General features: G+C 70.4%; 12 protein-coding genes. 11 read left to right on the top strand and 1 reads right to left on the bottom strand.

The window, feature by feature from the left end; translation table 11 throughout:
- Positions 1–33: 33 nt before the first annotated feature.
- Entirely contained in the window at positions 34–384 is a 351-nt protein-coding gene (locus tag DEI96_RS15305) for a DUF1844 domain-containing protein (RefSeq protein WP_027466553.1), read from the bottom strand.
- Between the two features lie 314 nt (positions 385–698).
- Between DEI96_RS15305 and infC the strand changes: the two genes are divergently transcribed.
- The 11 genes from infC to argF all read left to right on the top strand — a co-directional run bounded on the left by infC (position 699) and on the right by argF (position 12,148).
- A complete protein-coding gene (gene infC, locus DEI96_RS15300) occupies positions 699–1,373 on the top strand; it encodes a translation initiation factor IF-3 (RefSeq protein WP_081827403.1) in 675 nt (224 codons plus the stop codon).
- Positions 1,374–1,433: 60 nt separating this feature from the next.
- Positions 1,434–1,628, top strand: coding sequence for a 50S ribosomal protein L35 (rpmI, locus tag DEI96_RS15295; RefSeq protein ID WP_017887976.1), 195 nt, complete (start codon positions 1,434–1,436; stop codon positions 1,626–1,628).
- Positions 1,629–1,655: 27 nt separating this feature from the next.
- A complete protein-coding gene (gene rplT / locus DEI96_RS15290; protein ID WP_017887975.1) occupies positions 1,656–2,039 on the top strand; it encodes a 50S ribosomal protein L20 in 384 nt (127 codons plus the stop codon).
- Between the two features lie 65 nt (positions 2,040–2,104).
- Entirely contained in the window at positions 2,105–2,956 is an 852-nt protein-coding gene (locus DEI96_RS15285) for a TrmH family RNA methyltransferase (RefSeq protein ID WP_071405146.1), read from the top strand.
- 96 nt (positions 2,957–3,052) lie between these two features.
- Complete coding sequence (gene pheS / locus DEI96_RS15280; protein WP_027466550.1) at positions 3,053–4,093, top strand: phenylalanine--tRNA ligase subunit alpha; 1,041 nt, start codon at positions 3,053–3,055, stop codon at positions 4,091–4,093.
- Positions 4,093–6,585, top strand: coding sequence for a phenylalanine--tRNA ligase subunit beta (gene pheT / locus DEI96_RS15275; RefSeq protein WP_111025014.1), 2,493 nt, complete (start codon positions 4,093–4,095; stop codon positions 6,583–6,585). Before pheS ends, pheT begins: the two co-directional genes overlap by 1 nt.
- A 77-nt stretch (positions 6,586–6,662) precedes the next feature.
- Complete coding sequence (locus tag DEI96_RS15270) at positions 6,663–7,760, top strand: N-acetyl-gamma-glutamyl-phosphate reductase (protein ID WP_111025015.1); 1,098 nt, start codon at positions 6,663–6,665, stop codon at positions 7,758–7,760.
- Positions 7,757–8,956 carry a bifunctional glutamate N-acetyltransferase/amino-acid acetyltransferase ArgJ gene (gene argJ / locus DEI96_RS15265; RefSeq protein ID WP_111025016.1) on the top strand — a complete coding sequence of 400 codons (1,200 nt, stop codon included), beginning with the start codon at positions 7,757–7,759 and terminating at the stop codon, positions 8,954–8,956. The genes DEI96_RS15270 and argJ overlap by 4 nt, the downstream gene beginning before the upstream one ends.
- Entirely contained in the window at positions 8,956–10,008 is a 1,053-nt protein-coding gene (gene argB, locus DEI96_RS15260) for an acetylglutamate kinase (RefSeq protein ID WP_111025017.1), read from the top strand. Before argJ ends, argB begins: the two co-directional genes overlap by 1 nt.
- The gene (locus DEI96_RS15255; RefSeq protein ID WP_111025018.1) at positions 10,005–11,228 is read left to right on the top strand and encodes an acetylornithine transaminase; all 1,224 of its coding nucleotides are present in this window, start codon (positions 10,005–10,007) and stop codon (positions 11,226–11,228) included. Before argB ends, DEI96_RS15255 begins: the two co-directional genes overlap by 4 nt.
- Positions 11,225–12,148 carry an ornithine carbamoyltransferase gene (gene argF, locus DEI96_RS15250; RefSeq protein WP_111025019.1) on the top strand — a complete coding sequence of 308 codons (924 nt, stop codon included), beginning with the start codon at positions 11,225–11,227 and terminating at the stop codon, positions 12,146–12,148. Before DEI96_RS15255 ends, argF begins: the two co-directional genes overlap by 4 nt.
- Positions 12,149–12,156 lie beyond the last annotated feature (8 nt).

Raw genomic sequence — 12,156 nt, 5'->3', positions numbered from 1 at the left:
ACGGGCCTCCCGTCCGTCTCCGGGTGGCGTCGTCTAGTTGACGGGACCCGTGTACTTCTCGCCCGGTCCGGCACCGATCGGGTCCGGGATCGCCGACGCCTCGCGGAAGGCGAGCTGCAGCGAACGCAGCCCGTCGCGGAGCGGACGGGCGTGGTGGTCGCCGATCTCGGTCGCGGCTGCGGTGACCAGGCCGGCCAGCGCGGTGATGAGCTTCCGCGCCTCGTCCAGGTCGGTCTGCTCCTGCGGGTCGTCTGCCAGGCCCACCTTCACGGCCGCGGCACTGAGCAGGTGCACCGCAACGGTGTTGATGAGTTCGACCGCGGGCACCTCCGCGATGTCCCTGGCGGCGTCGATGCCGGTGTCGTCGATCGGGGTGTCGCTCACGGTGCTCCTCTGCTAGGCTTGCTCGCGGCAGATGCTGTCCGTGTGCCGTCAGTTCCCTTGACATCAGTTCTCCTGAGATCAAGATCCTCGACAACACCCGGACGGTGTCACGAAAGAGGAGTCTCTCCCACCCGCGGCCGCGTTCCACCAGGCTACCGGGTCACCACCGCTCCGCGAGTGCACGTGTTGCACCCGTCGGTCGGATCCCACGGATCCGATGCAGGGCGGCTGCCGAACGGGTCGACATCCCGTGCGTCAGATCTCCTCTCTCGTGCTGTCGTCCAGGGCAAACGCCCCGGACGGCCACCACCTGATTGAAGGAGCTCCGCATCACCGATCCCCGTACCAACGACCGAATCCGCGTTCCCGAAGTCCGACTCGTCGGTCCGCAGGGTGAGCAGGTCGGCGTTGTCCCGATCGCCATGGCACTGCGTCTCGCGCAGGAAGCCGAACTGGATCTGGTCGAGGTCGCGCCGAACTCGAAGCCGCCCGTGGCCAAGATCATGGACTACGGCAAGTTCAAGTACGAAGCCGCTCAGAAGGCCAAGGAAGCCCGTCGCAACCAGGTGAACACGGACCTGAAAGAGGTCCGTTTCCGCCTGAAGATCGACGTGCACGACTACGAGACGAAGCGCAAGCGCGCCGAGGGGTTCCTCCTCGGCGGCGACAAGGTGAAGGCGATGATCCTCTTCCGTGGCCGCGAGCAGTCGCGTCCGGAGCAGGGTGTCCGTCTCCTCCAGAAGTTCGCGGAAGAGATCGCCGAGTTCGGTGTCGTCGAGTCGCGTCCGACCCAGGACGGTCGCAACATGACGATGATCATCGCCCCGCTCAAGAACAAGTCCGACGTCAAGGGCGAGCAGAACGCCAAGCGTGCTGCACAGAAGGCCGAGCGTCGTGCCACCGAGCACGCCGCGAAGGGCAAGGACGAGGCCGAGGCCGGTTCCACGTCCGAGGCAGCTGCGGAATCCACGGACGCCGCGGCCGAATAGGTCCCCGGACCGAACCCGCAACGACGCGGCCCCCCATCCATCCCACGGAAAGGCACCACCATGCCCAAGCAGAAGACCCACTCCGGGTCGAAGAAGCGCTTCAAGGTCACCGGTACCGGCAAGATCATGAAGCAGCAGGCCGGTATGCGTCACAACCTCGAGGTCAAGAGCTCCAAGCGCAAGGCCCGCCTGAACGAGGACCAGGTCCTCTCCAAGGGTGACGCGAAGAACGTCAAGAAGCTCCTCGGCCACTGAGCCCCCGGATCGTAAAGGAATAGTGCAATGGCACGAGTAAAGAGAGCGGTCAACGCCGCCAAGAAGCGCCGCGTCATCCTCGAACGCGCCGAGGGCTACCGCGGCCAGCGTTCGCGCCTGTACCGCAAGGCCAAGGAGCAGGTCACCCACTCCCTCGTCTACGCGTACCGCGACCGTCACGCGAAGAAGGGCGAGTTCCGTCGCCTCTGGATCCAGCGCATCAACGCTGCGTCCCGTGCGAACGGCCTGACCTACAACCGCCTCATCCAGGGTCTCAACCTGGCCGGCGTCGAGGTCGACCGTCGCATCCTCGCCGACCTCGCGGTGAACAACCCCGAGACCTTCACCGCGCTCGTCGAGACCGCGAAGAAGGCCCTCCCGGCCGACACCTCGGCCCCGAAGGCTGCGTAGTCAGTTCTTCTGCTCGCGAAACCCCCGCCGCACGGCGGGGGTTTCGTCGTTCCTAGACTTGGGTCGTGAGCGATCTCCTCGAGAACCCCCGTGCCGGACGTGTGAAGGCCGTTGCGGCCCTGGCCAAGAAGGACGTCCGGGCCGAGACCGGCCTGTTCCTGCTGGAAGGGCCCCAAGCGGTCCGCGAAGCCCTGGAGTACGCCCCGGAGCTCCTGCGCGAGCTCTACGTGACCCCGACCGCCGCAGCCCGCTACGGGCTCGACGACGCGCCGGTGGACACCTGGTTCGTGACCGAGCAGGTGCTCGACGCCATGGCGGACACGGTCACCCCGCAGGGCGTGGTGGCGGTGTGCCAGCAGTTCCCGACGTCGGTGAAGGACGTCTTCCCGGACCGCGCTGCGGCCGCCGCCGACCGGGAGGCCCGTGATGCGTCCGACGAGCAGGCCGCGTTGCCCGGACTGGTCGCCATCCTCGAAGAGGTGCGGGACCCGGGGAACGCCGGCACGATCATCCGGGCCGCCGACGCGGCCGGCGCCGACGCGGTGGTGCTGACCGGACGCTCGGTCGACCCGTACAACCCGAAGGTCGTCCGGTCGACGACCGGGTCCCTGTTCCACGTCCCGGTGTCCGTCGGCGTGACCCTGGCCGACACGATCGAGCGGGCGAAGGCCCTCGGCTACACGGTGCTCGCGGCAGACGTCTCCGGCGACGACCTGCCGGTGGTCCGCGCCGAGGGGATGCTCGACGGTCCGACCGCGTGGGTCTTCGGCAACGAGGCCCGCGGACTCACCGCCGACGACCTGGCGCTCGTGGACCGGGCCGTCAAGGTGCCGATCTACGGGCAGGCGGAGTCGATGAACCTCGCCACCGCTGCGTCGGTGTGCCTGTACGAGTCGGCCTTCGCGCTCCGGAGCTGACGCTCCTCCCTCCCCAGGCCGGTCGTCGGCATCGGTCATCCACCGTCCGCTCGGTGCAGGTGGGTGGTATCCCGACGGCCGGTAGGCTTGGGTCTCGTGTCAGAACCTCTCGAGATCAGCGAATCGGCCGTCGCCGACGCGGTGGACGCGGCCCTCGCCGCCGTCCGTGCCACGACGACGGTCGCCGAACTGAAGCAGGCCAGGGCCGAGCACACCGGTGAGCAGTCACCGTTGGCGCGGATGAACGCATCGATGCGCAGTGTGCCGCCGGAGCAGAAGGCCGCGGCGGGCAAGCTCGTCGGGCAGGCCCGTGGGCGGGTGAACGCGGCGATCGCCGAGCAGGAATCCGTCCTCGCGGTGGCCGAGGAACGCGCACGGCTCGAAGCCGAGCGCGTCGACGTCACCGCGTTGCCGGTCCACCGCGCCACCGGCTCCCGCCACCCGCTCTCGCTGCTGAACGAAGCCGTTGCCGACATCTTCGTCGGCATGGGGTGGGAAGTGGCAGAAGGCCCCGAGCTCGAGCACGAGTGGTTCAACTTCGACGCGCTGAACTTCGACCAGGACCACCCGGCCCGGGCCATGGCGGACACGATCTTCGTCGAGCCCGTCGACCGGCACCTGGTCATGCGCACCCACACCTCGCCGGTGCAGGTGCGGTCGCTGCTGTCGCGTGACCTCCCGCTGTACGTGATCGCGCCGGGTCGCGTCTACCGTGCCGACGAGCTCGACGCCACGCACCTGCCGGTCTTCACCCAGGTCGAGGGCATCGCGATCGACAAGGGCCTGACGATGGCGCACCTGCGCGGCACGCTCGAGCACTTCGCCCGGCAGATGTTCGGCGCCGAGGCGCAGATCCGGCTCCGCCCGAACTACTTCCCGTTCACCGAGCCCAGCGCCGAGATGGACGTCTGGCAGCCGAACGCCAAGGGTGGCGCGCGGTGGGTCGAGTGGGGTGGCTGCGGCATGGTGAACCCCAACGTCCTGCGTGCCGCCGGCATCGACCCGGACGAGTACCAGGGCTTCGCGTTCGGCATGGGCATCGAGCGGACGCTGCAGTTCCGCAACGGCCTGAACGACATGCGTGACTTCCTCGAGGGCGACATCCGCTTCTCGCAGCAGTTCGGAACGGTGGTCTGATGCGCGTCCCACTCCGTTGGCTCGGTGAGTCCGTCGACCTCCCCGAGGACGTCACCCTCGAGCACGTCCACGCGGCGCTCGTGTCGGTCGGCTTCGAGGAAGAGGACGTCCACACCTTCGACCTGACCGGTCCCATCGTGGTCGGTCGGGTCCTCGAGCGCGTCCCTGAGCCGCAGAAGAACGGCAAGACCATCAACTGGTGCCAGGTGGACGTCGGCGAGGCCGAGCCCCGCGGCATCGTCTGCGGCGCGCACAACTTCGACGTCGGCGACCTCGTCGTCGTCACGCTGCCCGGCGCGGTCCTGCCGGGGCCGTTCCCGATCGCCGCCCGCAAGACCTACGGGCACGTGTCCGACGGCATGATCGCCTCGGCCCGCGAGCTCGGGCTGGGCGACGAGCACGACGGCATCCTGCGCTTCGCCGACCTCGGCATGGACCCCACCGTCGGTGCCGACGCCATCGCGCTCCTCGGCCTCGACGACGCCGCGGTCGAGATCAACGTCACGCCGGACCGCGGCTACGTGCTCAGCATGCGTGGTGTCGCCCGTGAGTACGCGCACGCCACCGGAGCCAGCTTCCACGACCCCGTCGACCGCGTCGCGCCGCGTGCGGCCGAGGGCTTCCGGGTCACGATCGACGACCAGGCCCCGGTGCGGGGTCGGGTCGGAGCGTCGACGTTCGTCACCCGCGTCGTCCGCGGGATCGATCCGGCCGCGAAGACACCGTCCTGGATGGTGTCGCGTCTTTCGCTGGCAGGCGTGCGCTCCATCTCCCTGCCCGTCGACATCACGAACTACGTCATGTTCGAGCTCGGCCAGCCGCTCCACGGCTACGACCTGCAGACCATCGCGGGCGGCCTCGGCGTGCGCCGGGCGACCGCTGGCGAGACGCTCGAGACCCTCGACGGCACGGTCCGGAAGCTCGACCCCGAAGACCTCGTCATCACCGACGACGACGGTCCCGTCGGCCTCGCCGGCGTCATGGGCGGAGCCCGCACCGAGATCTCGGCGAGCACCACCGACGTCCTGATCGAGGCCGCCGGGTTCGACCAGGTCTCCGTCGCCCGCACCGCTCGTCGCCACAAGCTCCCCAGCGAGGCATCCCGTCGCTTCGAGCGCGGGGTCGACCCGCAGGTGGCCGAGGCTGCGGCGAACCGTGCCGTCGAGCTCCTCGTCGAGCTCGCCGGCGGCACCGCTGACGCCCTCGGGTCCACGCTCGTCGACACCGAGCCGCGGGCGACCGTGACGATGCGCCTCACGCGTCCGGCCGAGCTCGTCGGCGTCGAGTACACCGACGCCGAGGTCATCGACACGCTCCGCGCGATCGGCGCGACGGTCGAGACCGACGGTGAGCAGCTCGCGGTCACGCCGCCCACCTGGCGTCCCGACCTGACCGACGACACCACCCTCGTCGAAGAGGTCGCGCGCATCGTCGGCTACGACCGGATCCCGAGCGTGCTGCCGGTCGCCCCGCCCGGCCGTGGCCTGACCCGGCACCAGCAGGCTCGTCGTCGGGTCGCCTCGGCGCTGGCGGCGGCGGGCCTGACCGAGGTCGTCACGGCGCCGTTCGTGTCGGCCGCCACGCAGGACGCCTACCCGGGGATCGACCCGCAGGGCGGACCGAGCGTCGTGCTCGCGAACGCCCTGGACAGCGAGCAGAACCTCCTGCGCCGGAGCGGCGTTCCGGCCCTGGTCGACGCCGCCCGTCGCAACGTGTCGCGCGGGCTCGTCGACGTCGCGCTCTACGAGACGTCCCGGGTGTTCCTGCCGGTGACGGGCGTGACGCTCGGCACCGACGAGGTCCCGGCGGGCGCCACCCGGCCCGACCGTGCGACGCTCGAGGCGCTGGACGCCTCGCTGCCCGCCCAGCCCTTCCACGTCGCCGCACTGCTCACCGGCCACCGGGTCGTCAAGCAGCCCGGCACCACGGCGGAACCGTTCGGCATCGCCGACGCGATCGACGTTGCCCGCCAGGTCGCCTGGGCCGTCGGTGTGGAACTCACCGTCGCGCAGACGACCCACCCGTCCCTGCACCCGGGCCGTGCCGCGTCGCTGCTCGTCGACGGCACGGTGGTGGGCGTCGCCGGTGAGCTCCTGCCCGAACTGGCCGAGGCCGCTGTCCTGCCCCGCGTGGTGGCGGTCGTCGAGCTCGACCTCGACGCGCTGGTCGCCGCGGCCCCGGAACTCGTCGCGGTCGCGCCGATCGTCTCCTACCCGGCGGCCACGCAGGACCTCTCGCTCGTCGTCGATGCCGGCGTGCCGGCCGGTGACGTGCTGGATGCGGTGCGCTCTGGCGCCGGAGACCTGTTGGAGTATGCTCGGCTCGTGGATGACTACCGGGGCTCCGGCGTGGACGAGGGACAGAAGTCCCTGACGTTCGCCCTGCGCTTCCGTGCCACGGACCGCACGCTGACCGCTGCCGAGGCCACCGAGGCCCGTGACGGCGCTGTCCGACGTGCCGGCGAGCGATTCGGGGCGACCCTGCGCGACTGACCCACACGGGATCAGCACCGCCCGGGGTCGCCGCCTCCGACTCTCTCGACGACCAGTCCGACCAAAGGTGGAATCCCATGTCCGTATCCGTCGCCGTGGCGGGAGCCTCCGGCTACGCGGGTGGTGAGCTCCTGCGCGTGCTCTCCGCCCACCCCGAGTTCGAGGTCAGGACGGTGACGGCGTTCTCCAACGCCGGACAGCCCCTGATCGCGACGCAGCCGCACCTCCGTTCCCTGTCGCACCTGACGCTGGCGGAGACGACGGCCGAGACGCTGCGCGGGCACGACGTGGTGTTCCTGGCGCTGCCGCACGGCCAGTCGGGTGCGATCACCGCGGAACTCGGCGACGACGCGCTCGTCATCGACTGCGGCGCGGACCACCGTCTGACGGATCCGGCAGCGTGGGAGCGGTTCTACGGCGGCGACTACTTCGGTGCATGGACCTACGGGCTGCCCGAGCTCCTGCTCGCGGCGCCCACCCCGGGTTCGGCCGACGAATGGCGCGAGGTCGACGACATCGCGTCGCAGGGCAAGCAGCGTTCCGCCCTGGTCGGCACGAAGCGCATCGCGGTCCCCGGCTGCAACGTCACCGCGGTGACGCTCGGCATCCAGCCGGGCATCCAGGCCGGCCTCGTCGAGTCCGACGACCTCGTCGCGGTGCTCAGCGTCGGCCCGAGTGGCGCCGGCAAGAAGCTGGCCACCACCTACCTGGCCTCCGAGATCATGGGGTCCGCCAGCGCCTACGCCGTCGGTGGCTCGCACCGGCACGTCCCCGAGATCCAGCAGAACCTGCAGGTCGCGGGGGCCGCCGACGTGACGATCTCGTTCACGCCGGTCCTGGTCCCGATGTCGCGGGGGATCCTGGCGACCACCACCGCGAAGCTCTCGCCCGGCGTCAGCGCACGCGACGTCCGACTGGCCTGGGAGCAGGCGTACGCCGACGAGCCCTTCGTCCACCTGCTGCCCGAGGGCGAGTTCCCCCGGGTCGCGGACACGATCGGTGCGAACACCGCGCTCGTCGGCATCGCCGTCGACGAGGCCGCCGGCCGCGTCGTCGCGGTGACCGCGCTCGACAACCTCGCCAAGGGCACGGCCGGCGCCGCCGTCCAGTCGGCGAACATCGCCCTCGGTCTCCCCGAGACCACGGGCCTCAGCGTGGACGGAGTCGCACCGTGACCGACGCAGGCACGACCACCCAGACCGAGCCGGGCCTCCAGGGCGTCACCGCGGCAGCGGGCTTCCGCGCCGCCGGCGTCACCGCAGGCCTCAAGACGAGCGGCAAGCCGGACGTGGCCCTCGTCGTCAACGACGGCCCCGGCGCGGCCGTGGCCGCCGTCTTCACCAGCAACCGGGCCCAGGCGCACCCCGTCATCTGGTCCCGCCAGGTCGTCGGGGACGGCGTCGCCCGTGCCGTCGTCCTGAACTCCGGCGGCGCGAACTGCTTCACCGGCCCGTTCGGCTTCCAGACCACGCACCTGACGGCCGAAGCCGTGGGCGACGCCCTCGGGATCGGAGCCGGAGACGTCGTCGTCTGCTCCACCGGGCTCATCGGTGTGGGCGACCAGACCTTCCGCGACAACGTGCTCCGCGGCGTCGACCTGGCGAGCGCCGCACTCAGCAGCGACGGCGGTCCGGATGCGGCGACCGCGATCATGACGACGGACACGAAGGCCAAGCAGTCCGTCGTGACCGAGGACGGCTGGACCGTCGGCGGCATGGCCAAGGGTGCCGGGATGCTCGCCCCGGGCCTCGCGACGATGCTCGTCGTCATCACGACCGACGCCGTGCAGACGCCGGACCAGCTCGACCAGGCGCTCCGTGCCGCCACCCGCATCACGTTCGACCGGGTCGACTCCGACGGCTGCATGTCCACGAACGACACCGTCGTGCTGCTGTCGTCGGGTGCGAGTGGCGTGACGCCCGAGGTCGGTGACTTCCAGGAAGCCCTGACCGCGGTCTGCGCCGACCTGGCCCGCCAGCTGCAGCAGGACGCCGAGGGTGCGAGCCACGACATCGCGATCGAGGTCGTGCACGCCGCGACGGAGGACGACGCCGTGACCGTCGGTCGGAGCGTCGCCCGGAACAACCTGTTCAAGGCGGCCGTCTTCGGCAACGACCCGAACTGGGGCCGGGTGCTCGCGGCGATCGGCACCACCGACGCCGAGTTCGACCCGTACGCGGTGGACGTCAGCATGAACGGCGTCCGGGTCTGCCACGCGGGCGCACCCGACGAGCCGAGCGACTCCGTCGACCTGACCCCTCGTGACACCCACGTGCGCATCGACCTCGGTGTCGGCACGCACTCGGCCACGATCCTGACCAACGACCTCACGCACGACTACGTGCACGAGAACAGCGCGTACTCCAGCTGATGGCGGCGGACACGAACGGGGCCGGCACGCCCCTCACGAAGGAAGAAGAACACGAGTTCGCCGCGGTCAAGGCCGCGACGCTCATCGAGTCGCTGCCCTGGCTGAAGCGCTTCTCGGGCAAGGTCGTCGTGGTCAAGTTCGGCGGCAACGCCATGGTGAACGAGGACCTGAAGCGCGCCTTCGCCGAGGACATGGTCTACCTGCGCTACGCCGGTCTGCACCCCGTCGTCGTGCACGGCGGCGGCCCGCAGATCTCCGCGGCCCTCAAGGAACAGGGCATCGAGTCCGAGTTCCGCGGCGGCTACCGCGTCACGACGACCGAGGCGATCACGGTTGTCCGCGACGTCCTGGCCGGCGAGGTCAACCGTGAGATCGTGGACTTGATGAACGAACACGGCGAGGGCCTGGCCGTCGGCGTGTTCGGCGACGGCGGCTCGCTGTTCACCGGCGAGAAGAAGGGCGTCGTCGTCGACGGGCAGGAGTACGACCTCGGCCACGTCGGGGACATCACCCACGTCGACCCGTCGGGTGTGCTCGCCGCGATCGAGGCCGGCCGGATCCCGGTCGTCTCGAGCATCGCGATCGACGACGCGCACCCCGACCAGGCACTCAACGTGAACGCGGACGCTGCGGCGGGTGCCCTGGCGATCGCGCTCCGCGCCTCGAAGCTCATGATGCTCACCGACGTCCCCGGGCTGTACCGCCACTGGCCCGACCGGGACTCGATCGTCGACCTCATCGCGGTCGACGAGCTCCGCGAACTCCTGCCGAGCCTCGAGTCGGGGATGATCCCCAAGATGACCGCGTGCCTCGACGCCGTGGTCGGCGGGGTCGGCGGTGCGACGATCATCGACGGCCGGATCCCGCACTCGATCCTGCTCGAGGTCTTCACCCTGCGGGGTGCGGGCACCGAGGTGATCCCGGACCCGAGCCGACGAACCGAGAACCAGATGACCCACGCCGAGATCGGCCGTCGCGTGGCGTCGCCGTCGATCGACAGCAGTACCGGCCAGCACGTGGCGGGTACGGACGAGAAGGGACACCAGCAGTGAGCACCGAGACGCAGACCGATACCTGGAACGACCGGTTCGGGGCGTCGCTCATGCGATCCCTGACCCCGCCGAAGATCATGCTCGAGCGTGGCCAGGGCTGCCGCGTCTGGGACGTCGACGGCAACGAGTACCTCGACTTCCTCGCCGGCATCGCGGTGAACTCGCTCGGCCACGCGCACCCCGCCCTGGTGGAGGCGATCGCCGACCAGGCCGCGAAGCTCGTGCACGTGTCGAACTACTTCGCAACCCCGCCGCAGCTCGAACTCGCCGAGCGACTCAAGCGCATCACCGGTGCGGGCGACGCTGGCCGTGTCTACTTCGGCAACTCCGGCGCTGAGGCGAACGAGGCCGCGTTCAAGCTGGCCCGCCTCAACAAGGGTGCGGACGGCACGAAGACCCGGATCCTCGCGCTCAAGCAGGGCTTCCACGGGCGCACGATGGGTGCCCTCGCGCTCACCGGCAAGCCTGCGCTGCAGCAGGACTTCCTGCCGATGATCCCCGGCGTCGAGCACATCGACACCTCGATCGAGGCGCTCGAAGCGTCGATCGACGACTCCGTCGCCGCCCTGATCCTCGAACCCATCAAGGGCGAGGCCGGCGTGGTCGACCTACCAGAGGGCTTCCTGCTGGCGGCACGCCGACTGACCGCGGAGCACGGCGCACTGCTGATCCTCGACGAGATCCAGACGGGTGTCGGCCGGACCGGCAACTGGTTCGCGTTCCAGGGCCACGGTGTGACGCCGGACGCCATCACCGTCGCGAAGGGCATCGCCGGTGGCTTCCCCATCGGCGCCCTCGTCACGTTCGGTTGGGCGTCCGACCTGTTCTCGGCCGGCCAGCACGGGTCGACCTTCGGCGGCAACCCGCTCGGCACCCGCGTCGCCAACGCGGTGCTCGAGGAGATCGAGCGTGCGGAACTCGTCGCCGGCGCAGTGGTCAAGGGCGAGCGGATCCGTGACGGCATCCGCGCCATCGGGTCCCCGCTGGTGGAAGAGGTCCGTGGTACCGGCCTGCTCATCGGCGTCGGTCTGATCGGTCCGATCGGCCCGGCCGTCAACGCAGCCGCCCTCGAGCGCGGCCTCATCATCAACGCCCCCAACGAGTCGAGCCTGCGCATCGCGCCGCCGCTCATCGTGTCCGACGCCGAGATCGACGAGTTCCTGTCGATCCTCGCCCAGAGCCTCGCGGCCGTCGCCGCAGCGCAGGAGCCCACCGCATGACCCGCCACTTCCTCCGCGACGACGACCTGAGCCAGGCCGAGCAGTCCGCGATCCTCGACATCGCCGACCGCATGAAGGCCGACCGCTGGGCGGAGAAGCCGCTCGCCGGTCCGCAGAGCGTCGCGGTGATCTTCGACAAGTCGTCGACCCGTACCCGCGTGTCCTTCCACGTCGGCATCTCCGACCTCGGCGGCAGCCCGCTGATCATCTCGACGGCGAACAGCCAGCTCGGCGGCAAGGAGACCCCGTCGGACACCGCCCGCGTGCTCGAGCGCATGGTGTCGGCGATCGTCTGGCGCACCTACGGTCAGGCCGGGCTCGAGGAGATGGCCGCCGGCACCACGGTCCCCGTCGTCAACGCGCTGTCCGACGACTTCCACCCCTGCCAGCTCCTCGCCGACCTGCTCACCATCCGTGAGCACCGCGGCGCCCTCGCCGGACAGACCGTGGCGTTCATCGGCGACGGTGCGAGCAACATGGCGCAGTCGTACCTGCTCGCCGGGGCGACGGCGGGCATGCACGTCCGCGTCGCCGCACCCGCCGAGTTCTCCCCGTCGGCGCAGGTCGTCACCGACGCCGAGGAACGCGCCGCCGTGACGGGCGGCTCCGTCCTCGTGGTGACCGACCCGGTTGCCGCGGTCGCGGGTGCCGACGTGGTCGTCACCGACACCTGGGTGTCGATGGGCAAGGAGTCCGAGAAGCAGTCGCGCCTCGACACCTTCGCGGGGTACCGCGTCGACGACGCGCTCATGGCGCACGCCGCCGAGGACGCCGTCTTCATGCACTGCCTGCCGGCCGACCGCGGGTTCGAGGTGACCGCCGACGTCATCGACGGCCCGCGCAGCATCATCTGGGACGAGGCGGAGAACCGTCTGCACGCCCAGAAGGCGCTGCTGGCCTGGCTGCTCGCCAACGACTAGCCGACGGA

It is taken from the genome of Curtobacterium sp. MCLR17_031 (assembly GCF_003234775.2).
Taxonomy (GTDB): Bacteria; Actinomycetota; Actinomycetes; order Actinomycetales; family Microbacteriaceae; genus Curtobacterium; species Curtobacterium flaccumfaciens.
The sequence above is the reverse complement of the archived record's forward strand: the minus strand, read 5'-3'. Positions and strand labels throughout refer to the sequence as shown.

Excerpts from the sequence above, each read along its gene's own strand:
- DEI96_RS15270 (WP_111025015.1), top strand. The coding sequence starts at position 6,663 with ATGTCCGTATCCGTCGCCGTGGCGGGAGCCTCCGGCTACGCGGGTGGT.
- rplT (WP_017887975.1), top strand. The coding sequence starts at position 1,656 with ATGGCACGAGTAAAGAGAGCGGTCAACGCCGCCAAGAAGCGCCGCGTC.
- pheT (WP_111025014.1), top strand. The coding sequence starts at position 4,093 with ATGCGCGTCCCACTCCGTTGGCTCGGTGAGTCCGTCGACCTCCCCGAG.
- rpmI (WP_017887976.1), top strand. The coding sequence starts at position 1,434 with ATGCCCAAGCAGAAGACCCACTCCGGGTCGAAGAAGCGCTTCAAGGTC.
- argB (WP_111025017.1), top strand. The coding sequence starts at position 8,956 with ATGGCGGCGGACACGAACGGGGCCGGCACGCCCCTCACGAAGGAAGAA.
- argF (WP_111025019.1), top strand. The coding sequence starts at position 11,225 with ATGACCCGCCACTTCCTCCGCGACGACGACCTGAGCCAGGCCGAGCAG.